This window comes from Bradyrhizobium sp. AZCC 1693 (genome assembly GCF_036924745.1).
GTDB lineage: Bacteria > Pseudomonadota > Alphaproteobacteria > Rhizobiales > Xanthobacteraceae > Bradyrhizobium.
Genome location: NZ_JAZHSD010000001.1, coordinates 3,922,255 through 3,946,081 on the forward strand (window position 1 = coordinate 3,922,255; position 23,827 = coordinate 3,946,081).

Here is a 23,827-nt window from a genome sequence, read left to right on the forward strand (position 1 = left end):
GAGTATGACGGGACGTGCGCGGGTAGGACAAAGTCGCAGGCAACCAAAAACAAAGCGCGAAGCCGCGAACGCCGTTGAAGCACTCGATCCCGGAGTTCCCTACGAAAGTAGGTGGGCACCATATGTCCGGATCCACGGACCCGGCCAGGGACAGTTCCCTAAAGGATCGATAAGGCCCCGGGGATATATGGCTCCTGACGCACGACGCAGCTTCGCGGAACCAATGTAGGGCTTAAGGACCGAATCCGCCAGCACTAACCCAGCCCGTCACCCGATCGCGACGCCACTGCCGATGGTGCGGTTCAGCATCTGCGTGGTCTTCTCGATGCGGTCGGCGGCGGCGTTGAGTGCGTTGGCGACCGCGACCTGCGTGGCCTTGGCGCGGTCGGCGGCGGCGACGCGAACGTTGCGCAGGGTTTCGAGCTCGCCCTCCAGCGCGCGAATCCGCGCGTTGGCGTCGAGCAGCTCATCGCACACAGTGAGCGCCGCCATCACCGTCAGCCGCGCATCGCCGATCTCACCGAACTTGCCGCGCAACTCGCCGACCCGCGTTTCCAGGCTCTCGGCGAGCTTTAAGAGCCGCACTTCCTGCCCTTCCTCGCAGGCCATGCGGTACTGCCGGCCGTTGATGGTGACGTTGATGTGGCTCATTCATCCTCTCCGGCATCGAGCACCGCACGGATGGTGCCGATCGCGACATCCAGTTTTTCGGCGATCTCGCGGTTGGTTCGCTCCAGCCGCCGCGTCTTCACCAGCGAGCCGTCGAGTTCGTCGGCGAGCCGCGAGCGATCGGCGCCGAGCGCCTGGATCCGGCTCGCCAGTTCGTTCTCGTCGCGGTCGGCATCGCGTCGCCGCTCCGCCGCCGCCTCGAGCGCATCGAGCGCCAGCATCAGGCGCCGTGTGGCGGCGTCGATGTCGACTTGGACCGGCTCGGCATTGCCGACACCGTTAGTGTGACGATCGCTCATGAGAGGCAGCGCGCACCTTCGCGTAGGCCCGCCGCACGGCAGCAAAATCCGCGGTTCGGCAAGCGGTTAGAGCACGAAATTTACGTGGCAAGCGAGCGAATCGCAACGCCCGCGCGAAGCTATGCACTGCTAAGCAACTTTTCGCACCAAAAGGGCGATTCCTCGCCTTGGACTCACGGGGATTGAGGTGCTATCCAGCCCCGACTTTCCCCTAATCCACGCCCGTATTGCGGCCCTTCGCCCGGTACGTACCCCGTAACCAAGCACCTCATTTCAGGCGGAATTTCATCATGACGCAGGTCGATCATACCCGTATGGCCAATGCGATTCGCGGGCTTGCCATGGATGCCGTCGAAAAGGCGAAATCTGGCCACCCGGGCTTGCCGATGGGCGCGGCCGACGTCGCGACCGTGCTGTTCACACAGTTCCTCAAATTCGACGCCAGTGCCCCGAACTGGCCGGACCGCGACCGCTTCGTGCTGTCGGCCGGACACGGCTCGATGCTGCTCTATGCCTTGCTGTACCTGACCGGCAACAAGGACATGACGCTCGATCAGATCAGGAATTTCCGTCAGCTCGGCTCCAAGACGCCGGGACACCCCGAGAACTTCGAGACCAGCGGCGTCGAGACCACCACCGGCCCGCTCGGCCAGGGCATCGCCGCCGCGGTCGGCATGGCGCTGGCGGAGAAGATGCTGGTCGCCGAGTTCGGCAAGAAGGTGGTGGGGCATCACACCTACGTGCTCGCGTCCGACGGCGACCTGATGGAAGGCGTGTCGCAGGAAGCGATCGCGATGGCCGGACACTGGAAGCTCAACAAGATGATCGTGCTGTACGACGATAACGGCATCTCGATCGACGGCCCGACATCGCTCGCCGATTCGGTCGACCAGGTGAAGCGCTTCAAGTCCGCCGGCTGGGCAGCCGAGCTGATCGACGGCCATGATCCGAAGGCGATTGCAGCGGCAATCACCCGCGCGCAGAAATCCAGCAAGCCGTCGCTGATCGCCTGCAAGACCACCATCGGCTATGGCGCGCCGACGCGGGCGGGCACCGCAAAGGCCCATGGCGAGGCGCTCGGCGCCGACGAGCTCAAAGGCGCCAAGGAAAAGCTCGGCATTTCGCTGGAAGCCTTTTCGGTGCCCGACGACGTGCTGAAAGCCTGGCGCGCCGCCGGCAGCCGCGGCGCCAGCGCACGCGAAGAGTGGCAGGCCCGCTTCGACGAACTCGGCAGTCGCAAGCGCGCCGAGTTCGAGCGGCGGATGCGGCACGAGCGGCCGGCTTCGCTTGCGAAGGCGCTGCGGGCGCACAAGAAGGCGCTGCTGGAAACGCCGCAGAATGTCGCCACGCGGAAATCCTCCGAATCGGCGATCGAGGCGATTGCATCGGCGATGCCGATGGAATTCCTCGCCGGCTCCGCCGACCTCACCGGCTCCAACAACAACAAGGCCAAATCGGCGGTGGCGTTCTCGGCCAAGACGCCGAAGGGCCGCTTCATCCATTACGGCATCCGCGAGCACGGCATGGCTGCATGCATGAACGGCATCTTCCTGCACGGCGGTTTTGCGCCGAACGGCGCCACCTTCCTGGTGTTCACCGACTACGCGCGGCCGGCGATACGGCTGGCCGCGCTGATGGGCGCGGGCGTCGTCTACGTGATGACCCATGATTCGATCGGGCTCGGCGAGGACGGCCCGACGCATCAGCCGGTTGAACATCTCGCCGCCCTGCGTGCGATTCCCAACATGCGCGTATTCCGGCCCTGCGATGCCGTCGAGGTAACCGAATGCTGGGAACTGGCGCTCAATCGTGTGGACGGTCCGACGGTGCTGGCGCTGACCCGCCAGAACCTGCCGCAACTCCGCACCTCGGCGCCGAACGATAATCCTTGCGCGCATGGCGCCTATGAGCTGGTCGCGGCACAGGGCGAGGCCAAAGTGTCGCTGTTCGCCTCGGGCTCCGAGGTCGAGATCGCGGTGGCCGCCCAGAAACAGCTCGCTGAGCGCGGCATCGCGTCGCGGGTGGTCTCGGTACCCTCGCTCGAATTGCTGCTGGCGCAGCCGGCGGACCGGCGGAAGGCCATCATCGGCAACGCGCCGGTCAAGGTCGCCATCGAGGCCGCGGTACGCTGGGGCTGGGACGCCGTGATCGGCCAGGATGGTGAATTCGTGGGCATGCACGGTTTCGGCGGCAGCGCCCCCGCCAAGGACCTTTTCAAGCACTTCGGAATTACCGCCGAGGCCGCCGTTAATGCTGCCCTGAAGCGCTTGGGGTGACGGTTGAGATTGCTGGGAAAAAGGATTACCTAGACCCCCATCTTGACCGTTCCCGCCCGGCCGAACCGGGCGTTCCGCCGTAAGCACCTCCGTGGAACGTCTCCGCGGGGCCGGCACCGGCTATAAGAGGAGAAACGAGCATGGCAGTCCGGGTCGCGATCAACGGATTTGGCCGCATCGGCCGCAATATCTTGCGGGCCATCGCGGAATCCGGCCGCAAGGATATCGAGGTGGTCGGCATCAACGATCTCGGCCCGGTCGAGACCAACGCCCATCTGCTGCGTTTCGACTCCGTGCATGGCCGGTTCCCCGGCATCGTCACCGTCGACGGCGACTCGATCAGCGTCGGCAATGGCAGGATCAAGGTTTCCGCCGAGCGCGATCCGTCAAAGCTGCCGTGGAAAGAACTCGGCGTCGACATCGCGATGGAATGCACGGGTATCTTCAGCGCCAAGGCCAAGGCCACCGCGCACCTGACCGCCGGCGCCAAGCGCGTGCTGGTCTCGGCCCCCTCAGACGGCGCCGACGCGACCATCGTCTACGGCGTCAATCACGACAAGCTGACCAAGGATCATCTGGTCGTCTCCAACGGCTCCTGCACCACCAACTGCCTGGCGCCGGTCGCCAAGGTGCTGAACGACACCGTCGGCATCGAGACCGGCTTCATGACCACGATCCACGCCTATACCGGCGACCAGCCGACGCTCGACACCCTGCACAGTGATCTCTACCGCGGCCGGGCTGCTGCGATGTCGATGATCCCGACCTCCACCGGTGCGGCCAAGGCCATCGGCCTGGTGCTGCCGGAATTGCAGGGCAAGCTCGACGGCGTCGCGATCCGCGTGCCGACCCCGAACGTCTCGGTGGTCGATCTGAAGATCGTCGCGCAGCGCAAGACCGACGTGAAGGAAATCAACGAGGCGATGAAGCGCGCCTCGGAGCAGCAGCTCAAGGGCATCCTTGGCTACACCACGGCGCCGAACGTCTCGATCGACTTCAACCACGATCCCCACTCGTCCACGTTCCACATGGACCAGACCAAGGTGCAGAACGGCACGCTGGTGCGGGTGATGTCCTGGTACGACAATGAATGGGGTTTTTCGAACCGCATGGCAGACACCGCCGTCGCAATGGGCAAGCTCCTGTAAGTCTCGTGTCCCGGACGCGGCGCGGCACGAAGTGACGCGACGCAGAGCCGGGACCCATGCAATGTAGGTCCCGGTTCTGCACAGCGGCACTTCGTGCCGCAGTGCGCCGGGACAAGAGACCCGCCAATGACAAAATCATTCCGCACCCTCGATGACGTCGACGTGAAGGGCAAGCGCGTCCTGCTGCGCGTCGACCTCAACGTGCCCATGGAGAACGGCCGCGTCTCCGACGCGACCAGGCTCGAGCGCGTCGCGCCGACCATCACCGAAATTTCGGACAAGGGCGGCAAGGTCGTCCTGCTCGCCCATTTCGGCCGGCCGAAGGGACGCGACGCCAAGGATTCGCTCAAACCCGTCGCAGCGGCGCTGGGACAGGTCATCAAGAAGCCGGTTGCCTTCGCCGAGGATTGCATCGGCGAGGCCGCGGCCAAGGCCGTGGCCGCAATGAAGGACGGCGACATCCTCTGCCTGGAAAACACCCGCTTCCACAAGGAGGAAGAGAAGAACGATCCGGCGTTCGTAGCCGAACTCGCCAAGCTCGGCGACATCTGGGTCAACGACGCGTTCTCGGCCGCGCACCGCGCGCATGCTACGACCGAAGGCCTCGGCCACAAGCTGCCCGCCTATGCCGGCCGCACCATGCAGGCCGAACTCGACGCACTTGGCAAAGCGCTGGACGCGCCGACCAAGCCCGTGATCGCGATCATCGGCGGCGCCAAGGTATCGACCAAGATCGATCTGCTGGAAAACCTGGTGACAAAGGTCGATGCGCTGGTCATCGGCGGCGGCATGGCCAACACCTTCCTGCACGCGCAGGGCGTCGGCGTCGGCAAGTCGCTGGCGGAGAAAGATCTCGCGGCAACCGCGCTGCGCATCATGGAAAAGGCCAGTGCGGCGAACTGCGCCATCATCCTCCCCGTCGATGCCGTGGTCGCGTATCACTTCGCGGCCAACTCGCCCTCGCACGCCTATGGCCTCGACGCCATTCCGGCCGACGGCATGATCCTCGACGTCGGCCCGCAATCAACCGCGCGGATTCATGCCGCGATCGACGACGCCAAGACGCTGGTCTGGAACGGCCCGCTCGGCGCGTTCGAAATGACGCCGTTCGACCGCGGCACAATGGTAGCGGCCAAGCATGCGGCCGAGCGGACCAAGGCCAAGAAACTGATCTCGGTTGCCGGCGGCGGCGACACCGTCGCGGCGCTGAACCAGGCCAGCGTGGCCGACGATTTTTCCTATGTTTCGACGGCTGGCGGCGCGTTTCTCGAATGGATGGAAGGCAAACCGCTGCCCGGCGTGGAAGTTCTGAAACTGCGTTAGACCAGGACTAATGGAGCGCCAAAGGCGCGGCAACTACAGGAGAATTTGAATGGCTCGCATTACCTTGCGTCAACTGCTCGATCATGCGGCAGAGCACGATTACGGGGTGCCGGCGTTCAACATCAACAACATGGAGCAGGCGCTGGCCATCATGGAGGCCGCCTCCTCGCTCGATGCTCCCGTCATCATCCAGGCTTCGCGCGGCGCGCGCTCCTACGCCAATGACGTGATGCTCAGGCACATGATGGACGCCGTCACCGAAATCTATCCGCAGATCCCGGTCTGCGTGCATCTCGATCACGGCAATGAACCCGCCACCTGCATGACTGCGATCCAGTCCGGCTTCACGTCGGTGATGATGGACGGCTCGCTGAAGGCCGACGGCAAGACCCCCGGCGACTGGGACTACAATGTCGGCGTGACCAAGACCGTCACCGACATGGCCCATCTCGGCGGCATCTCGGTGGAAGGCGAACTCGGCGTACTCGGCTCGCTCGAGACCGGCATGGGCGACAAGGAAGACGGCCATGGCGCCGAAGGCAAGCTGTCGCACGACCAGTTGCTCACCAATCCCGATGAAGCCGTGAAGTTCGTCAAGGAGACAAAGGTCGACGCACTGGCGATCGCGATGGGCACTTCGCACGGCGCCTACAAGTTCACTCGCAAGCCGGACGGCGACATCCTCGCCATGAAGGTGATCGAGGAAATCCATCGCAAGCTGCCGAACACGCATCTCGTGATGCACGGCTCGTCCTCGGTGCCGCAGGACCTGCAGGAGATCATCAACGCCAATGGCGGCAAGATGAAGCCGACCTGGGGCGTGCCGGTGTCCGAAATTCAGCGCGGCATCAAGAACGGCGTGCGCAAGATCAACATCGACACCGACAACCGCATGGCGATGACTGGGCAGATCCGCAAAGTGCTGAAGGACAATCCGGAAGAGTTCGATCCGCGCAAATATCTCAAGCCGGCGATGGAAGCGATGGCCAAGCTGTGCAAGCAGCGGCTGCAGGAATTCAATACCGCGGGCCAGGCCGGCAAGATCAAGAAGGTGCTGACGACGGCCGAAATGGCCAAGCGCTACACCAAGGGTGAACTGGACCCGCGGGTTGCCTGAGCAGGCCGCCGGCGCCTCGCAAACACCCCCGCTGCGACGAACGTTTTCTAGGCAATTGCCCGAGAACCGCCTATTTTGGTGCGCAAGGGCATGATGTTTCTGGAGAACTTCGATGAATCTTGCTGACCTCAACAAGGTTGCCCTCGCCATGGTCACCCCGGGCAAGGGCATTCTCGCCGCCGACGAATCCTCGGGCACGATCAAGAAGCGTTTCGACGCCATCAAGGTCGAATCGACCGAGGAGAACCGCCGCGACTATCGCGAGATGCTGTTCCGCTCCACCGAGGCGATGAGCAAGTACGTCTCGGGCGTGATCCTGTACGACGAGACGATCTGGCAGAACGCAAAGGACGGCACGCCGCTGGTCAAGCTGATCGAGCAGTCCGGCGCGATCCCCGGCATCAAGGTCGATGAGGGGACGCAAGCGCTGCCGCAATGTCCGGGCGAACTGGTGACTGTCGGCCTCGACAAGCTCGCCGAGCGCCTGAAGAAATATTACGAGCGCGGCGCGCGCTTTGCCAAATGGCGCGCGGTGATCGATATCGGCGGCGGCACTGACGGCCGGGGCATTCCGACGATGACCGCCATCAGCGTCAACGCGCACGCGCTGGCGCGCTATGCGGCGCTGTGCCAGGCGGCGCAGATCGTGCCGATCGTGGAACCGGAAGTGCTGATGGACGGCGATCACGATATCGACCGCTGCTATGACGTGACCCAGCGTGTGCTGAACGAGACGTTCCAGGAATTGCGGGTGCAGCGCGTCGAACTCGAAGGCATGGTGCTGAAACCCAACATGGCGATTTCAGGCAAGAAGTGCGCGAAGCAGGCTCCCGTCGAGGAAGTCGCCGACAAGACCGTGCGGCTGTTGAAGGCGTGCGTTCCCGCGGCGGTGCCGGGCATCGCCTTCCTCTCCGGCGGACAGTCCGACGAGGACGCGACCGCACATCTGAACGCCATGAACCGGATCGGCGGCTTGCCCTGGAAGCTGACGTTCTCCTATGGCCGCGCGCTGCAGGCGGCGCCGCAAAAGGCGTGGTCGGGTAAGGCCGAGAATATCGCCGCGGGCCAGCGCGCCTTCACGCACCGTGCGCGGATGAATGCGCTGGCGAGCAAGGGCGAGTGGGAAACCGGCCTTGAAAAGAAGGTCGCCTAGACTTGGCTAACAAACACTTGGCCAACAAACCCGTTCCGCCGCGCCCGGCGCCGCGCCTCTATCTCGCGACTTCAGAGGTGGACGATCCGTCGCAGCTCGCAAGCCTGCTTCCGGAGCTGTTGGCGGCGGCCGACGTCGCGGCGGTGCTGCTGCGACTGAAGCCGACCGATCAGCGCACCATGATTTCGCACGTGAAGACACTGGCGCCCGTGATCCAGAATGCCGGCGCAGCGCTGCTGCTCGACGGTCATACCGAACTGGTGGCGCGCGCCGGCGCCGATGGCGCGCATCTGAACGGCCTCGCCGCGCTGGAAGATGCGTTGCCGTCGCTGAAGCCTGACCGCATTGCCGGCGTCGGCGGCCTTGCGACGCGGCACGATTCGATGGCCGCGGGCGAAAGCGGCGCGGACTACGTGCTGTTCGGCGAGCCCGACGCCAAGGGGCAGCGGCCCTCGACCGAGGCGATCGCCGAGCGCCTGCAATGGTGGGACGAACTGTTCGAACCGCCTTGCATCGGCTTTGCCGCATCGCGCGAGGAGGCTGCCGAATTCGCCGCCGCCGGCGCGGATTTTGTGCTGGTCGGCGATTTCATCTGGACCGATCCGCGCGGCGCCAAGGCGGCGCTGACCGATGCCGGGCAGGCAATCGCGCAAGCGTACGACACAGCGTTCGGAAAGGCCAAGGCTGGTACGGACAAGGCTGGGCACGGATAACGCCGGACCATGAAACTCCTGCGTCCCATATCGCTGCTTGCGAGCCTGTTGATGACGATGGCCGGCGCCACCGCGCAGATCTCGCTGACGCCGCCTGCCGCGCAGCCGCCCGCGAGCCCTCCGGCTGCGAAAAAGGAAGCGCCCAAACCAAAGGCGCCGACCGCTGCGAAAAAGCCCGCTGCGACACCGACGCCGACGCCGGCACCGGCACCGTCGGCGCCGCTCAAGCCGGCGGTAACGACCAAGCCCGCGGCAACGCCTGCGCCCTCCCCCTCGCCGACGGCCGCCTTCGAGGATCCGAACGTCGACAGCGTCTACGGCGCCTATCAGCGCGGCCTCTACAAGACGGCCTTCGATCTCGCCATCACGCGCGCGCAGTATAACGGCGACGCCAAGGCGATGACGATGCTGGGCGAGCTCTATGCCAACGGGCTCGGCATCAAGCGCGACTATGCGAAGGCCACTGACTGGTACCAGCGCGCGGCGGACGCCGGCGACCGCGAAGGCATGTTCGCGCTCGCCATGATGCGACTGTCCGGCCGCGGCGGCGCCACCAACCGCGACCAGGCGGTGAAGCTGCTGGCCTCCGCGGCCAAGCTCGGCAGCCCCAAGGCGGCCTACAATCTGGCGCTGCTCTATCTCGACGGCAACACGCTGCCGCAGGACGTCAAGCGCGCCGCCGAGCTGCTGCGCGCCGCGGCCGACGCCGGCAACCCGGAGGCGCAGTACGCGCTCGCGACCTTCTACAAGGAAGGTAATGGCGTGCCGAAGGACCTCGAGCGGGCGGTGCGGCTGTTGCAGGCGGCTTCGCTGGCCGACAATGTCGACGCCGAGGTCGAGTACGCCATCGCGCTGTTCAACGGCACCGGCACGCCGAAGAACCAGGCCGCGGCGGTCGCGCTGCTGCGCAAGGCGGCACGGCAGAACTCGCCGATCGCGCAGAACCGCCTCGCCCGCGTGCTGGTGAGCGGACTGGGGGTGCCGGTGGACAAGATCGAAGGCCTGAAGTGGCACCTTGTCGCCAAGACCGCCGGCAAGGGCGACCCCGAGCTCGATGAGCGGTTCTCGGAGCTCAGCCCCGAGGATCGCGCCAAGGTCGAGGCGGCGGCGAAAAAATGGACCGGCACCGCCGGCAAATGGACGCCTTGACGGCGGCACATCTGCAGGGCACCCAGTCCCCAACCCCCTGACGGCATTGGGCCGTTCCCTCGCACCATAAGCTCACATCATGCTGTATTCAGCCCTTATCAACGTCATGGTGAAAGCCGCGCGCCGCGCCGGCCGCAACCTCAAGCGCGACCTCGGCGAGATCGAGCATCTCCAGGTGTCGCTGAAGGGACCCGCGAACTTCGTCACCAAGGCCGACAAGCGCGCCGAGGAAATGCTGTACGAGGATCTCGCCAAGGCGCGGCCGGGCTACGGCTTCATCGGCGAGGAAGGCGGCAGCCGCGAAGGCGCCGACAAGACCCACACCTGGATCGTCGATCCGCTGGACGGCACCACCAACTTCCTGCACGGCATCCCGCAATTTGCGATCTCGATCGGCTTGCGGCGCGAAGACACCATCATTGCCGGCGTGATCTACAACCCCGCCAATGACGAGCTCTACATCGCCGAACGCGGCAAGGGCGCGTTCCTCAACGACCAGCGGCTGCGCGTCGCCGGCCGCCGCCAGCTCAACGAATGCGTGGTTGCCTGCGGCCTGCCGCATATCGGCCGCGGCGATCATGAGCTGGCGCTGAAGGAAATGGCGGCGCTACAGAACAAGGTCGCCGGCTTCCGCCGCTTCGGCGCCGCCTCCCTCGACCTCGCCTTCGTCGCCGCCGGCCGCCTCGACGGCTACTGGGAACGCAATCTCTCGCCTTGGGACATCGCGGCGGGGCAGATCATGGTGCGGGAGGCGGGCGGGACGATCTCGGACATCGGCGGCAAGGACGACGCGCTGAAGACGGGGAATGTGTTGTGCGGGAATGAGTTCGTGCACGGGGAATTGGTGAAGATTCTGGGGCCGCTGGGGAAGTAGGGCGACGGTTCCAAGCCACGCGCCGTCGTCATCACCCGCGATCGGGTGATGCATCCCTCCGGGAGCGGCGAAAGGACACGGAGGAGCCTCGGCGCTCCCAGCCAAAATATTGAAAACAACCCCATGCACAGTAGCCGGCACTCGTCGAGTGCCGAAGTAGTCATTTGACACGTCGGGCAAATCAGCGAGACAAGATCATCATCCACCGAACGAAGCGATTGTAACAAGTCGTGCGGGGACCATCGGTCGCTGGCAGGTCGCGTCATGGCGCGCCTGAACGCAGCACCCAAACGATGGCATCGAGCACGCGGCGGTCATCTACCCACCGAACGCCGCGCGGCTTGTTCGGCAGCATCGGCTTAATGGCGGTCCACTCATGTTCGCTGAATTCGCAGCGCATGATTTGAGGCTCCGGTTTCGAAGCTTGAATCACGTCTGCGGTAGCGCCATCAACCCGCACCGGCCTATAGCGAAACCGCTCTGAATTTACTTCCGCTTTGGGGGCATAGCCGAAATAGCCGGACTTGCCGCTGGGTCGCTCGTGTAGCCATTGACCCAAATAAGACTCTCGGCGGCGGCGCCTTCTCGCATCTTTCAGGGCAGCCTGTGTGCTCAATGGCAACCCATTGGCGGTCTACATTGCGCGCGGATGGCGCCTCGTCGAGTACGCCATCCGCACCCGCAATGGGTCTCTTAGGAAGAAACGAGCCTTAAGCCTTCAGGTCCGTGATCCGCATGATTGCGACCACGTTCCCATCGTTGAACGCCTGCTCTTTTGTGTCCTTGTTGCAGGTCCAGACAAAGTTCTTCTTGGCCGTAAAGGTCTTTCCCTCCTGCTCGAGCCGCATCTCCCCTTCAGTGATATGGCAGACCATGGCATTCTCCATCGGGGGACCCATAGTCTTCGATCCCGGCTGCATAATGACATCGCGCATTGAGACGGTCTTAAAACCGGGGATGATGGATGGTGTCTCGCCATCGTAAGCGCGCACCACGACACCTGGCCACGGCGTCGCATCCTTGTAGCCCGTGGTTTGAGCAGCGGCGGGCTTCATCATAGCCGCCGAAGCCGCTGCCAACCCGATTCCCAATGCTGACCTTCGATCGATCTTGTTCATCGCTTTTCTCCAGAGGTCACGCGACAGCCGCCGCAGAAGCGGCGTGCGCATTTCGTGGAATGTGAATGGTGGTGCGAAACCGAAAAAAGGGTCGGTCTCTTCAGAGCGCGCGCCTGCCGATGGCACCAATGCTGCTTGTCCGCCCCGAACGATGATTTCGGCACGTCCCGCTTCAAGGGCAACTACATTCTGCGCGACTTAACGCGCCTGAGAAACAGGTGGTTCCGCCCGGAGATCCGATTGCCATCCCGTCCGAGGCGATGACTGCGGCTCCCAGGAATGTCGGGAGTTGGCACATAGCGTCGTTTCGCTGCTATGCAGCAGCACGTAGGCTAATGTGAAGGTTTGCGGATGCCGGCCCCATGAAGGTGGCGCGGCGCACACGGGGGCCGGCGTACGCAAACCTCCGAGGGAGGAAACCGCGGGAGGGGGACGTGGATGGCGCGGCGTGAGCTATGGGGATTTGAGTGCCGCGGATGAGGTGCTGTGGCACTTCTCGGACCTCCAATGATGTCCGCGTTCGCGCCGCTTTTAGGAGCTGAGCGGACATCGACCCGAGTTTCATGTTTCTGATTTGTGAAAGCACGCCCCAGTTCGCGCGATCGCCCGATCTATTCGGCGGCGTTGGCCCGGAGCGGCGCGGCGCCGGCCTCGCTGCGCGCCCGCAGACGCTAGCGCTCGCGCCAGGCGCGCATCAGCTGATCGGAGAGCGGCTTGGCGAGGTAGGACATCACCGTGCGCTGGCCGGTCTGAATGAAGGCTTCGACCGGCATGCCGGCGATCAGCCTCAAGTCGCCGAGGCGCGCGAGCTCCACCTCGGGAACGGCGATGCGGACCACATAGAAGCTCACCCCGCTCTTCTGGTCGACTGCGACGTCGGCGGACACGTTGCTCACTGCGCCGTTGAGCTGCGGAGTGGTGCGCTGGTTGAAGGCCGTAAAGCGCAACAGCACCGGCTGGCCGACCGACACGCGGTCGATCTCATGCGGGGGGATGCGCACCTCGACGACGAGCGCGTCGTGGGTGGGGACGATGAGCATGATCTGCTCGCCGGCGCTGATGACGCCGCCGACGGTGTGCAGGGCCAGCTGATGCACGGTGCCGTCCTGCGGCGCGCGGATATCGATGCGTTTGAGCTGATCCTCGGCGGCCACCCGTTTCTCGACCAGCTCCGAGGTTTTCGCGCGAATCTCCGCGAGGTCCCGTCCCACCTCGCTGCGCAGGTCCTGATCGATCTGCATGATCTGCAGCGCGGTCTCGGTGATTCGGCCCTTGGTTTCGGCGGTGGCGGCAATTAAAGCGCCGCGTTCGCCATGCAGGCGCGCCGCATCGCGCTCAAGCGCCGTCAGGCGCGAGATCTGGACCAGGTTCTTGCGCCACAGGTCGCGCACGCCCACGAGTTCCTGGTCGATGAAGGTGGTCTCGCGGTCTTTCGCCAGGATCTGCTCTTCGAGCCCGCGGATCTGCTCCCGAAGCTGGCCGACGCGCTCGTTGAGCTGCGCCTTCTTGCCGGCGCGGGCGGCGCGGCGGAGCTCGAACAGCTTGTGCTCGCCGACGATCAGCCGATTGACGTCCGGATCGGACGCACGCGCGGTGAGGTCCGCGGGAAAGTCGAGACGGTCCTGGTCGTCGCGTTCCGCCTCGAGCCGTGCCCGGCGCGCCGCCAGCTCGTCGAGGCTTTTTACAACGATCAGGAGATTGGCCCGCGTTACCGTCTCGTCGAGGTGCACAACCACGTCGCCGGCCTTCACCTTGGCGCCCTCGCGGACGTTGAGTTCGCCGACCACGCCGCCGGTCGGGTGCTGCACCTTCTTGGTGTAGCTGTCGACCACCAGCGTGCCGGAGCCAATGACGGCGCCGGCCAGTTCCGTGGTGGCGGCCCAGCCGCCGACGCCGCCGGCGAGAACGATGACCGCCGTGAGGCCAGCGCGCAAATGCTGGCGGATCGTGGTCGGGATCGCGCTCACCGGCTCGCGGATCATGGGTTCGCCCCCTCGGCCACGACCTTGAGCGGCACCGGCGTTGGCCGCGGCTGCATCATCTTGGCCAGCAGCGTGTCCTTGGGTCCGAACGCCTGCACGCGCCCTTCGGCCATCACGATCAGCTGGTCAACGCCGGCGAGCACGCTGGTGCGATGCGCGACGACGATGATAATGCCGCCTCGCGCGCGTACGCCCATAATGGCTTGCGTCAGGGCCTGATCGCCGTCGGCGTCGAGATTGGAATTGGGCTCGTCGAGCACAACCAGGAAGGGATCGCGGTAGAGTGCGCGGGCGAGCGCGATGCGCTGCCGCTGTCCGGCCGAGAGCGCCGTGCCGCCTTCGCCGATCTGTGTATCGTAGCCGTTCGGCAGTCGCAGCACCATCTCGTTCACACCGGCGGCGCTCGCTGCGGCGATCATCGCCTCCGCATCGGGCTCAGGCTCGAAGCGGGCGATATTCTGCGCCACCGTGCCGGCGAACAGCTCGACGTCCTGCGGCAGATAGCCGATATGGCGGCCGAGCGCCTCCGAGCTCCATTGTTCGAGCGCGGCGCCGTCCAGCCGCACCTTGCCGCGTGCCGGCACCCACACGCCGACGATGGCGCGCACCAGCGACGACTTGCCCGACGCGCTCGGGCCGACGATGCCGAGCCCCTGTCCCGGCTTGAGCGCGAAAGAGGCCTCCTGCACCACGACGTGCTGCTCGCCCGGCGGCGCCACGGTGACGGCCTCGACGGCGAGGGCCTTGCACGGGCAGCGACCATGCCTTTCCAGTGGGCGATGGCGAGTTCGACCGGAGCGAGCGCGCGGGACGTGAGGATCGCGCCGGCGATGATGATTCCGGCGCTCGCCTCCTGGATGATAACGAGATAGCCGCCGACGCCGAGCACCGCCGATTGCAGCACCATGCGCAGCACTTTGGAAACGGAGCCGAAACCGCCGGCGATATCGGCGGCGCGCCGCTGGGTGGCCATGTAGCTTTCATTGGCCTCCGCCCAGCGCGCGGCAAGGCGCCCGCGCATGCCCATGGCCTGCAATACCTCGGCGTTGCGGCGGCTGGCCTCGGCGAGTGCGTTGCGCTGGGCGATTAGGTCTTTAGAGGGTACCTCTTTGGGATGAGCCGCGGCAGCGAGCGTATTTGTTCTGGCAAGCGCTGTATGATCAATGTTTGTGTCGGCCAGCTTGAGCACAGAGTGAATGCGCGCGGTGTTGTAATGACATCGCCTGGACATCGGCTCGTCTAGTCCGCGATCGTTTGCGCGCGGTCGTCAGCCCGAGCGCCCGTAAGGCGGTCCACGTTGGCGTTCGACGACGTCGTGGCGCGGGACGCCGCAGGCAAGGTACGGCGGATCGGGCTTATTGCTGGCGGCTCTCGCACCATATCATTCCCTATCGTTGCTGCATTCCCCAGGGTATGCGCGAGCTGGGCTACGTCGAAGGCAAAGATTTCATCACATGGAGTGGCGCTTGCGGAGGGAAGCTATGGGCGCATCCCAGGCTTTGCCGCCGAGCTCGTACAATCGAGAGTCGACGTCTTCGTGCTGGCGACGGGAGCAGCGATTCGCCCGGTTCAGCAGGCAACCAGCACCATTCCCATCGTCATGGCTTACTCGATCGATCCGGTCGGCAACGGCTTCGTCGCGAGCCTGGCGCGTCCCGGCGGCAACACCACTAGGCTGGCCGGGTCAGCGGATGACACTTCGCCGAAGCAAATTGAGCTTGCCCACCATTATTCCAAAACCGCCTTGCATCGGATTTCTCGTAAATACCGGCAATCCAAACTCGTCCGCCGTCCTTACGAGTGCAGGGGCAGCGGCCCGGATCGCAGGCCTCGCCATCGTGCCTGTGGAAGCGCGCAACTTGCCGGAAATTGAGAGCGCGTTCGCCACGTTCGCCGGCCAACGTGTTGGCGCGATCATGGCCGGTGCGGACGCAACCTTGTTGCTCCATCGGCAACGGATCGCGGAGCTGGCACTCCAGGCAGTCTGCCTTCCATGTTCGTGAACCGCGAATATGTCGAGGCCGGCGGGTTGATGCGTTATGGTGAAAGCATCAAGGATTTCTTGCGGCGTGCTGCGACCTTCGTGACAAGATTTTCAGGGGTGCAAAGCCAGGTGAACTGCCAATCGAGCAGCCCACGAGGTTCCATCTCACCATCAATCGCAAGACCGCCCACGCCCTTGGTGTCACCATCCCGCCGCAACTCTACATGTTCGCCGACGAATGAAGCTGTTACCTGCTGCGATGCATCAGTCCGCCAATGGCACATAGCGTCGTTTCGCTGCTAGGCAGCGGCACGTCGGCTATCGGGGCATGGCGGACTCTGGCGCGGTGTCAGCCCGGCAACTTTATGAGTTCACGGACTGGATGCATCGGCCGCCGCCTACGCCAAAGTTTCTCGACGGCCCAAGACCGCAAGTCCCGGCGAAGCCCTGGCGTCGCGGGGTCACGGAGCATCACAGTGTCTACGGCTTCACCGGCGCAGGCGGCCCGTATGGCTCGCTCACGGCCGCCGCCTCCTCCACCTTCTCCCGGTCCCCCGCCAGCACGCGCTGCACTGAGACAAAGAACACCGGCACCATCAATAGCGCCAGAATCACCACCGCGATCATGCCACCCATGACGCTGGTGCCGAGCGCTTGCTGGCTGGCGCCGCCGGCGCCGGTCGCGATCGCCATCGGCAGCACGCCGCAGACGAAGGCGAGGCCCGTCATCAGGATCGGGCGAAAGCGCAACGAACACGCTTCGATCGTTGCCTCGATCAGCGGCTTGCCTTGCGCGCGCAGATCCTTGGCGAATTCGATGATGAGGATGGCGTCCTTTGCCGCCAGGCCAATGATCGTGATCAGGCCGACGGTGAAATAGACGTCGTTCGGCAGGCCGCGCATCGTGGCGGCAATCACCGCGCCGCAGATGCCGAGCGGCACCGTCAGCAGGACTGCAAGCGGAATGGTCCAGCTCTCATAGAGCGCGGCGAGCAGCAGAAACACCACCAGCACCGAGAGGCCGAGCAGGAACGGCGCCTGCGAGCCCGACAGCTTTTCCTGCAGCGACTGCCCGGTCCATTCGAAACCGAAGCCGCGCGGCAGCTTGTTCGCAAGCCTCTCCATCTCGGCGATGGCGTCGCCGGAGGTGAAGCCGGGTTTGGCCTCGCCCGAGATGCGCACGGCGGGATAATAGTTGAAGCCCGCAATCTGCGTCGGCCCCTTCGACCACTGCACCGTGGCGAAGGCGGAGAACGGCACCAACTGCCCGCGGCTGTTCTTGACGTTGTAATTGAGGATGTCGTCGGCGTTCATGCGGCTGGCGCGGTCGGCCTGCACGATGACGCGCTGCATCCGCCCGCGGTTCGGGAAGTCGTTGATGTAGTTCGAGCCGAGATTGGTCGAAATCGTCTGGTTGATGTCCTCGAAAGTGACACCGAATGCGCCGGCCTTTTCGCGGTCGATCATCAGATTGACCTGCGGCGCCTGCGGCAGGCCCTCGACATAGACCTTCTGCAGCACCGGGCTGGCATTGGCTTCCGCGATCAGGCGATCGGACGCAGCGACCAGCGCCGGATAGCCCTTCTGGCCGCGGTCCTGCAGGCGGAACGAGAAGCCCGAGGAATTGCCGAGATTGTCGATTGGCGGCGGCTGCAGCGCGGAAATCCTGGCGTCGCGGATCGACGACAGCTCGCGGTTGATGTCGGCGACGATGGCGGACGCGGCATCCTTCGGCCCCCGCTCCGACCAGTCCTTCAGCGTAATGAAAGCCTGCGCGGTGTTCATGCCCTGGCCGAGGAAGCTGAAGCCGGTCAGGAAGGTGACATCCTCGACGCCCGCACGGTTGAGCAGATACTTCTCCACGCCCTCGACGGCAGCCTCGGTGCGGGCATAGGAGGAGTCGGACGGCGTCTGCACGTCGGTCGTGATAAAGCCCTGGTCGTCGACCGGCAGGAAGCCGCCGGGCAGCCGGACGAACGCCCAGCCGAGGCCAATCAGCAGTGCGGCATAGATCAGCATCAAGCGCCCGGTGCGCTTCAGCGAACCCTTGACGGTGCGCGTGTAGCCGCCGCGGCCGGAATCCAGCACGCGGTTGAACCAGCCGAACACGCCCTTGCGCGCATGGCCGTGGCCGGCTTCGACCGGCTTCAGCAGCGTCGCGCACAAAGCCGGCGTCAGCGACAGCGCCAGCAGCGCGGAGAAGGCGATCGCGGACACCATCGTGACCGAGAACTGGCGGTAGATGATACCGACCGATCCCGGAAAGAACGCCATCGGCACGAACACCGCCATCAGCACCAGCGTGATGCCGATGATGGCGCTGGTAATCTGCGTCATCGCCTTGCGGGTCGCTTCCTTCGGCGGCAGGCCCTCTTCCGCCATGATGCGCTCGACGTTCTCGACCACGACGATGGCGTCGTCGACGAGGATGCCGACCGCCAGCACCATGCCGAACATGGTCAGCATGTTGATGGAATAGCCGGCCGCCATCAGCATCGCGCAGGTGCCGAGCAGCGCCACCGGCACCACAATGGTCGGGATGATGGTGTAGCGGATGTTCTGCAGGAACAGGAACATCACGATGAAGACCAGCACCACCGCCTCGACCAGCGTCATCAGCACCTTGTTGATCGAGGCCTTGACGACCGGGGTGATGTTGTAGGGGATTTCGTAGCCGATATTGGCCGGAAAGAATTTTGACAGTTCTTTCATCTTGGCTTCGACGGCGCTCGCGGTCGCGAGCGCGTTGCCGGTCGGCGACAGCAGCACCGAAAGGCCCGCGGTCGGCTTGCCGTTGAGCCGCGTGTTGAACTGATAGCTCAAGCCGCCGATCTCGATGCGCGCGACGTCGCGCAGCCGCACGGTAGATCCGTCCGGATTGGCGCGCAGCGTGATCGCGCCGAACTCGTCGGGCGAGGAGAGCTGGCCCTTCACCAGCACCAGCGCGGAAATCTTCTGCTCCGGCGTGCTCGGCTCGGCGCCGACGCTGCCGGAGGCGACCTGCGCGTTCTGCGCCGATATCGCCTTGTTGACGTCGTCGGCGGTGAGGCCGTAGCCGACGAGTTTTGCCGGATCGACCCAGATCCGCAGGGAACGCTCGGTGGAATAGAGCGTGGCGCGGCCAACGCCGGGAATGCGCCTGATTTCGCCGAGCACGTTGCGGATCATGAAATCGCCGAGGCCGATTTCATCGAGCGAGCCGTCGGTCGAGTTCAGCGTGATGATCTGCAGCACGGCGGAGGAAGCTTCCTCGACCAGGATGCCCTGCTGGATCACGGCGCGCGGAAGCCGCGCCTCGACGCGCTTGAGGCGGTTCTGCACTTCGACCGAAGCCGCGCCGGTTTCGGTGCCCGGCACGAAATTGGCGATGATTTCGACCTGCCCCAGCGAGTCAGAGGTGGATTCGAAATTGAGGATGCCGGAAGCGCCGTTCAGCTCCTCCTCGATCAGCCGCGTGACGCTGTTGTAGAGGTTTTCCGGCGACGCGCCGGGATAGCTGGTCGAGATCGAGATCGAGGGCGGCGCGATGATCGGATATTGCGCGACCGCCAAGAGCGGAATCGAAATCGCGCCGATCAAACAGATGAAAAGCGCAACCACCCAGGCGAAGATCGGCCTGTCAATGAAGAAGGAGGGCATATCTCGATCTCAGCGCGCGGCTTGCGCCGCCGGTGCGCCCGGTATCGTACCAACCGAGGCATCCGCATCGATCCACGACTTTGACTTGACCTTGTCGCCGGGCACGAATTTCTGGAACCCGTCGACGATGACGCGGTCGCCGTCCTTGAGGCCCTCGCTGACCAGCCACAGGCCGTCCTGCACCGCGCCGGTGCGCACCGGCTGCGTCGCCACGCGGCCGTCGTCCTTGACCACGAACACCTCGCTGCCGCCGCCGGCGTCGCGCTGGATCGCCTGCTGCGGCACCGCGATGGCGTCGGAATCGATACCCTGTTCTATCAGGACGCGGACATACATGCCCGGCAGCAGCTCGCGATGCGGATTCGGAAACTGTCCGCGCAGCGTGACCTGCCCGGTATAGGCATCGACCTTGGCTTCCGAGAACAAGAGCTTGCCCGGGATCGGGTAGAGCGTGCCGTCGTCGAGCACGAGGCGGACCTTGGCCGCGTCGGGCGCGATCCGGTCGAGATCGCCGCTGTCAAACGCACGGCGCAGCTTGTGCATCTCCGAGACCGATTGGGTGAAGTCGGCGTAGATCGGGTCGAGCTGCTGGATGGTGGCGAGGCTGGTGGTGTCGTTCTGGATCACCAGCGCGCCTTCGCTCACCAGCGCGGCGCCGACGACGCCGCTGATCGGCGCACGGATCGTCGCGTAATCGAGATTGAGTTTTGCGCGCGCGACTTCGGCCTTGCGGCTGCCGACTTCGGCCTCGGCCTGACGTTGCGCCGCGATCGCCTTTTCGTTCTCCACTTCCGGCGCCGCGCGCTGGCTGGTCAGTGTCGCGATACGCCGCGCATGCTGGGTGGCGAGATCAAACGCAGCCACTGCCTTGTCCAGCGCGGCCTCGCTCGCCTGCAGTTCCACCTCGAACGGCTTGGGGTCGATCCGGTACAGCGGATCGCCGGCTTTCACCTCGGTGCCCTGCTGGAACAGGCGCTCGACGACGATGCCCGAAACCCGCGCCCGAACTTCCGAAACCCGGGTGGGAGAGATCCGGCCCGGCAATTCGCGCACGAGGGCGCGGGACTGGGGCCGTACGGTAAAGGTGCCGACTTCAGGCTCGGCGGGTTTTGCCGCGGCGGTCGCCGCGATCGGTTCATTGCAGCCAGCCAAAAGCGGCGCCATCGCAGTCAACATCAAAACGATGCATGCCGATCGCGTTCGTAGTCCGGACATTGAAAGCATTGCCCCAGTTCAGGTTGGAAAGCGCGAATTGAGCATTCGCGACGTTTTCGTAAGAGGACGTCGTCAGGAGGTCTCGTAACTCACGGTTGATGGCATACAGGATAGGGGGAGCCTGCTGCGACGCAATACGGTTTCCCGGCGGCCCAATGTCACACGACGCTATCGCGCTGAATTAGCGCTGATTTCTCGGATTCACTCAATTGTGAGCCGGCTCCATCGCAACGTTTCGAAAGCAAGCGTAGGAACCTATCGTTGGCTGCATGAGACTGGAGCAGATGCCGGAACGCGCGGCGCCCAGCACGAATCAGTTAAGACCAGCTGCCGGCCGCCCTCAGCCAATGATGGCTGACTCCCGCTCGCTGCCATCAGCGTAACCACACAGGCCTGCGGTGGCGAAAATCCCGGTTGGACATCGAAGCGTTCCAAAATACGTTGATGTCAAAGCCGGGTTTCGGAAAGAGGTTCCATCATCGTCTACCCGAAATCGCGGCTTCCCAGCTTTTTTCTCCAGCCCGCTGTGCCATATTGGTTCCCCAGCGCGGCTTTTCGTAACGGATGACACCCGCAAATGCCCTCAGGCCACTCCTCCCGCTCCGAAATGGAGATCGAACTGAGCAAACTATCCTCGCCCCGGATCTTTTTGGTGCGGATGCTGGTCTTCCTGGTGCTGTGCGCGCTGATCACGGTCGTGCTCTACAAGCAGATCATCGCGGCGTTCTTTGCCAATCCCGGCCTCAACGCGCTGATTGGCGCGGTGCTCTTGATCGGCACCATCCTCGCCTTCCGGCAGGTGATCCGGCTCTATCCCGAGATCGCTTGGGTCAACAATTTCCGCATCGCGGATCCCGGGCTTGCGATCGACCGGCGGCCGAAGCTCTTGGCGCCGATGGCCGCGATCCTCGGCGGTGAGCGCGCTGGGCGGATGACGATCTCGCAGCAGACCATGCGGCATCTGCTCGACTCCATCGCGACCCGGCTGGACGAAGCGCGCGACATCTCCCGCTACATGACGGCACTTTTAGTGTTCCTCGGCCTGCTCGGCACCTTCTGGGGCCTGATCGAAACCGTCGGTTCCGTCGGCAAGGTGATCGAGGGCTTGAAGGTCGGCGGCGATGCCGGCTCCCTGTTCGACACCCTGAAGGAGGGGCTGGCGGCGCCGCTCGGCGGCATGGGCATTTCGTTCTCGTCCTCGCTGTTCGGCCTCGCCGGCTCCCTGATCCTGGGCTTTCTCGACCTGCAGTCGAGCCAGGCGCAGAACCGCTTCTATACCGACCTCGAGGACTGGCTCGCCTCCACCGTGCGTGAATATGGCGATGGCGCATCCGGCCTCGGCGGCGAATTGCAGCATGCGATGGAACGGATACGCACGGTGGTTGAAGAGAGCGGCGGCAGCCGCAGCACCACGGCGGCGATGGCCAACCTCGCCGAGGCCATCCAGGGCCTGGTCGCGCATATGCGCACCGAGCAGCAGATGATCCGCGAATGGGCCGACGGCCAGGGCGAGCAGAACCGCGAGATCAAGAAGCTGCTGGAGCGGATCGCCAAACAGCCCGAGAAGAGCTGAAGCGGAAGGTTCGCGTCCCGGACGCGGCGCAGCACGCCGGTGATGCGACGCAGAGCCGGGACACGATAGTGGAGACAACCAATGGCCCTCGCCCGTGCACGCCGCAATGATTCCGGTTTCAACTACTGGCCGGGGTTCGTCGACGCACTGTCGACGCTGGTGCTGTCGATCGTGTTCCTGCTGTCGGTGTTTTTGGTGGTGCAGTTCTTCCTGTCGCAGGAAGTCACCGGCAAGGACAAGGCGCTGGAGCAGCTCAACGCCAAGATTGCGCAGCTCAACGACCTGCTGTCGCTGGAAAAGCTCGGCAAGATCGCGCTCGACGACCAGATCGGGCAATTGCGCGCCGGCCTCGCCGCCGCGGAGGGCGAGCGCGACCGCATCAAGGGACTTTACGACGGGCTGGCCGGCGCCGGCGGCGACGCCCAGGGCCGCGCCAACGAGCTCAACAAGGCGCTGGAATCCGAAAAGACGGTGAGTTCGCGGGCGCTCGCCCAGATCGAGGTGCTGAACCAGCAGATCAGCGCGCTGCGCCGCCAGCTCGCAGCGCTTGAGGAAGCACTGGAGGCTTCCGAGAAGCGCGACAAGGAATCGCAGGGGCGGATCGCCGATCTCGGCCAGCGCCTGAACGTCGCGCTGGCGCAGCGCGTGCAGGAATTGTCGCGCTACCGTTCGGAATTCTTCGGCCGCCTGCGCGCTATTCTGGGCAATCGCCCCGATATCCGCATCGTCGGCGACCGTTTTGTGTTTCAGTCGGAAGTATTTTTCGACACCGGTCAGGCTTTGCTGCTGCCCGAGGGCCGCGCCGAGCTCGACAAGCTCGCCACCGCGCTGATCGATCTGGACAAGCAGATTCCGAGCGAGATCGCCTGGGTGCTGCGGGTCGACGGCCACACCGACATGCGGCCGATCAACTCGCCGCTGTTCAAGTCGAACTGGGAATTGTCGTCGGCGCGCGCCATCTCCGTGGTGCAATATCTGGTTTTCCTCGGCGTCCCCGCGCAGCGGCTGGTCGCCGCCGGTTTTGCCGAATTCCAGCCGCTCGATCCCGCTCCCAACGAAGACGCCTACAAGCGTAACCGCCGCATCGAACTGAAGCTGACGGAACGGTAGTGACCGCAGATTTCACGCTCCGTCCCTATCGCGCCGAGGACGAAGACGCGGCGATCGAGCTGTGGCGGCTGACGTGGCAGCAGGCCTACCCTTCGATTGATTTCACCGCCCGCGTGGCATGGTGGCGCGAACGCTGGCGCAACGAGTTGGTGCCGAACGCCCAGATCATCGTCGCCGAACAGGCGGATGCGCTGACAGGCTTCGTGACGATCGATGGCAGCGGCTATCTCGACCAGCTCGTGGTCAGCCCGAATCACTGGGGCTCGAAACTTGCCGGCGCGCTGGTCGACGAGGCGAAACGCCTGTCGCCCGATCGCATCACGCTTCTGGTCAACAAGGATAACACGCGCACCATCCGCTTCTACGAACGCAACGGCTTTGCGCATGCCGGCGAGGACGTGAACCCGACGTCGGGAAGGCCGGTACTGAAGATGGCGTGGAAGGGATAGTCGTCATTGCCCACTCCAACGGCGCAATTGTAGCAA

The 23,827-nt window shown here is 64.6% G+C and carries 18 protein-coding genes, 1 other RNA gene and 2 pseudogenes; 12 read left to right on the forward strand and 9 right to left on the reverse strand.

The window, feature by feature from the left end; translation table 11 throughout:
* Window positions 1-55 precede the first annotated feature (55 nt).
* The 3 genes from ssrS to V1293_RS18735 all read right to left on the reverse strand — a co-directional run bounded on the left by ssrS (window position 56) and on the right by V1293_RS18735 (window position 968).
* Window positions 56-216: non-coding RNA, 6S RNA (gene ssrS, locus V1293_RS18725), on the reverse strand.
* Between the two features lie 51 nt (window positions 217-267).
* Entirely contained in the window at window positions 268-651 is a 384-nt protein-coding gene (locus V1293_RS18730; RefSeq protein ID WP_247518535.1) for a cell division protein ZapA, read from the reverse strand.
* Entirely contained in the window at window positions 648-968 is a 321-nt protein-coding gene (locus V1293_RS18735) for a DUF4164 domain-containing protein (RefSeq protein WP_334511334.1), read from the reverse strand. Before V1293_RS18735 ends, V1293_RS18730 begins: the two co-directional genes overlap by 4 nt.
* Before the next feature lie 290 nt (window positions 969-1,258).
* Between V1293_RS18735 and tkt the strand changes: the two genes are divergently transcribed.
* From tkt to V1293_RS18775, 8 genes are all read left to right on the forward strand, one after another.
* A complete protein-coding gene (gene tkt, locus V1293_RS18740) occupies window positions 1,259-3,244 on the forward strand; it encodes a transketolase (RefSeq protein WP_334511335.1) in 1,986 nt (661 codons plus the stop codon).
* Window positions 3,245-3,384: 140 nt separating this feature from the next.
* Window positions 3,385-4,392 carry a type I glyceraldehyde-3-phosphate dehydrogenase gene (gene gap / locus V1293_RS18745; protein ID WP_334511336.1) on the forward strand — a complete coding sequence of 336 codons (1,008 nt, stop codon included), beginning with the start codon at window positions 3,385-3,387 and terminating at the stop codon, window positions 4,390-4,392.
* 126 nt (window positions 4,393-4,518) lie between these two features.
* Complete coding sequence (locus V1293_RS18750; RefSeq protein ID WP_334511337.1) at window positions 4,519-5,715, forward strand: phosphoglycerate kinase; 1,197 nt, start codon at window positions 4,519-4,521, stop codon at window positions 5,713-5,715.
* Window positions 5,716-5,764: 49 nt separating this feature from the next.
* Window positions 5,765-6,832, forward strand: a complete 1,068-nt coding sequence (gene fba, locus V1293_RS18755) for a class II fructose-bisphosphate aldolase (RefSeq protein ID WP_334511338.1) — start codon at window positions 5,765-5,767, stop codon at window positions 6,830-6,832.
* 112 nt (window positions 6,833-6,944) lie between these two features.
* Window positions 6,945-7,985 carry a class I fructose-bisphosphate aldolase gene (locus V1293_RS18760; protein ID WP_334511339.1) on the forward strand — a complete coding sequence of 347 codons (1,041 nt, stop codon included), beginning with the start codon at window positions 6,945-6,947 and terminating at the stop codon, window positions 7,983-7,985.
* Window positions 7,986-8,002: 17 nt separating this feature from the next.
* Window positions 8,003-8,698 (forward strand): thiamine phosphate synthase, encoded by a 696-nt coding sequence (locus V1293_RS18765; protein WP_334511340.1) that lies wholly within the window; start codon window positions 8,003-8,005, stop codon window positions 8,696-8,698.
* Between the two features lie 9 nt (window positions 8,699-8,707).
* Window positions 8,708-9,847, forward strand: coding sequence for a tetratricopeptide repeat protein (locus V1293_RS18770; protein ID WP_334511341.1), 1,140 nt, complete (start codon window positions 8,708-8,710; stop codon window positions 9,845-9,847).
* Between the two features lie 79 nt (window positions 9,848-9,926).
* A complete protein-coding gene (locus V1293_RS18775) occupies window positions 9,927-10,721 on the forward strand; it encodes an inositol monophosphatase family protein (protein WP_334511342.1) in 795 nt (264 codons plus the stop codon).
* A 202-nt stretch (window positions 10,722-10,923) separates the two neighbouring features.
* Here V1293_RS18775 and V1293_RS18780 read toward each other — a convergent pair.
* The 4 genes and pseudogenes from V1293_RS18780 to V1293_RS18795 all read right to left on the reverse strand — a co-directional run.
* Window positions 10,924-11,121: pseudogene (locus V1293_RS18780) on the reverse strand (transposase); the annotation flags it as partial.
* 310 nt (window positions 11,122-11,431) lie between these two features.
* Entirely contained in the window at window positions 11,432-11,839 is a 408-nt protein-coding gene (locus tag V1293_RS18785; RefSeq protein WP_334511343.1) for a hypothetical protein, read from the reverse strand.
* Between the two features lie 671 nt (window positions 11,840-12,510).
* Window positions 12,511-13,821, reverse strand: a complete 1,311-nt coding sequence (locus tag V1293_RS18790) for an HlyD family type I secretion periplasmic adaptor subunit (protein WP_334511344.1) — start codon at window positions 13,819-13,821, stop codon at window positions 12,511-12,513.
* Window positions 13,818-14,911: pseudogene (locus tag V1293_RS18795) on the reverse strand (type I secretion system permease/ATPase); the annotation flags it as partial. The pseudogene V1293_RS18795 and the gene V1293_RS18790, both read right to left, overlap by 4 nt.
* A 207-nt stretch (window positions 14,912-15,118) precedes the next feature.
* On the opposite strand from V1293_RS18795, the gene V1293_RS18800 reads away from it, so the two are divergent.
* Window positions 15,119-15,694, forward strand: a complete 576-nt coding sequence (locus V1293_RS18800; protein WP_334511345.1) for an ABC transporter substrate binding protein — start codon at window positions 15,119-15,121, stop codon at window positions 15,692-15,694.
* A gap of 591 nt (window positions 15,695-16,285) precedes the next feature.
* Here V1293_RS18800 and V1293_RS18805 read toward each other — a convergent pair.
* Together V1293_RS18805 and V1293_RS18810 are read right to left on the reverse strand one after the other, a co-directional pair.
* Entirely contained in the window at window positions 16,286-19,444 is a 3,159-nt protein-coding gene (locus V1293_RS18805) for a multidrug efflux RND transporter permease subunit (protein ID WP_334511346.1), read from the reverse strand.
* Between the two features lie 9 nt (window positions 19,445-19,453).
* Window positions 19,454-20,659: an efflux RND transporter periplasmic adaptor subunit gene (locus V1293_RS18810; protein ID WP_334511347.1), complete on the reverse strand. Its 1,206-nt coding sequence runs from the start codon at window positions 20,657-20,659 to the stop codon at window positions 19,454-19,456.
* 577 nt (window positions 20,660-21,236) lie between these two features.
* Here V1293_RS18810 and V1293_RS18815 point away from each other — a divergent pair.
* The 3 genes from V1293_RS18815 (at window position 21,237) to V1293_RS18825 (ending at window position 23,791) form a co-directional block, all read left to right on the forward strand.
* Window positions 21,237-22,232 carry a flagellar motor protein MotA gene (locus V1293_RS18815; protein ID WP_334511348.1) on the forward strand — a complete coding sequence of 332 codons (996 nt, stop codon included), beginning with the start codon at window positions 21,237-21,239 and terminating at the stop codon, window positions 22,230-22,232.
* 81 nt (window positions 22,233-22,313) lie between these two features.
* Window positions 22,314-23,342, forward strand: a complete 1,029-nt coding sequence (locus V1293_RS18820) for a peptidoglycan -binding protein (RefSeq protein WP_334511349.1) — start codon at window positions 22,314-22,316, stop codon at window positions 23,340-23,342.
* Window positions 23,342-23,791, forward strand: coding sequence for a GNAT family N-acetyltransferase (locus V1293_RS18825; RefSeq protein ID WP_334511350.1), 450 nt, complete (start codon window positions 23,342-23,344; stop codon window positions 23,789-23,791). Before V1293_RS18820 ends, V1293_RS18825 begins: the two co-directional genes overlap by 1 nt.
* The last annotated feature ends 36 nt before the right edge of the window (window positions 23,792-23,827 follow it).

Excerpts from the sequence above, each read along its gene's own strand:
- fba (WP_334511338.1), top strand. The coding sequence starts at position 5,765 with ATGGCTCGCATTACCTTGCGTCAACTGCTCGATCATGCGGCAGAGCAC.
- V1293_RS18810 (WP_334511347.1), bottom strand. The coding sequence starts at position 20,659 with ATGTCCGGACTACGAACGCGATCGGCATGCATCGTTTTGATGTTGACT.
- V1293_RS18785 (WP_334511343.1), bottom strand. The coding sequence starts at position 11,839 with ATGAACAAGATCGATCGAAGGTCAGCATTGGGAATCGGGTTGGCAGCG.
- gap (WP_334511336.1), top strand. The coding sequence starts at position 3,385 with ATGGCAGTCCGGGTCGCGATCAACGGATTTGGCCGCATCGGCCGCAAT.
- V1293_RS18735 (WP_334511334.1), bottom strand. The coding sequence starts at position 968 with ATGAGCGATCGTCACACTAACGGTGTCGGCAATGCCGAGCCGGTCCAA.
- V1293_RS18805 (WP_334511346.1), bottom strand. The coding sequence starts at position 19,444 with ATGCCCTCCTTCTTCATTGACAGGCCGATCTTCGCCTGGGTGGTTGCG.
- V1293_RS18815 (WP_334511348.1), top strand. The coding sequence starts at position 21,237 with ATGCCCTCAGGCCACTCCTCCCGCTCCGAAATGGAGATCGAACTGAGC.
- V1293_RS18775 (WP_334511342.1), top strand. The coding sequence starts at position 9,927 with ATGCTGTATTCAGCCCTTATCAACGTCATGGTGAAAGCCGCGCGCCGC.
- V1293_RS18770 (WP_334511341.1), top strand. The coding sequence starts at position 8,708 with ATGAAACTCCTGCGTCCCATATCGCTGCTTGCGAGCCTGTTGATGACG.
- tkt (WP_334511335.1), top strand. The coding sequence starts at position 1,259 with ATGACGCAGGTCGATCATACCCGTATGGCCAATGCGATTCGCGGGCTT.
- V1293_RS18790 (WP_334511344.1), bottom strand. The coding sequence starts at position 13,821 with ATGATCCGCGAGCCGGTGAGCGCGATCCCGACCACGATCCGCCAGCAT.
- V1293_RS18760 (WP_334511339.1), top strand. The coding sequence starts at position 6,945 with ATGAATCTTGCTGACCTCAACAAGGTTGCCCTCGCCATGGTCACCCCG.
- V1293_RS18820 (WP_334511349.1), top strand. The coding sequence starts at position 22,314 with ATGGCCCTCGCCCGTGCACGCCGCAATGATTCCGGTTTCAACTACTGG.
- V1293_RS18730 (WP_247518535.1), bottom strand. The coding sequence starts at position 651 with ATGAGCCACATCAACGTCACCATCAACGGCCGGCAGTACCGCATGGCC.
- V1293_RS18750 (WP_334511337.1), top strand. The coding sequence starts at position 4,519 with ATGACAAAATCATTCCGCACCCTCGATGACGTCGACGTGAAGGGCAAG.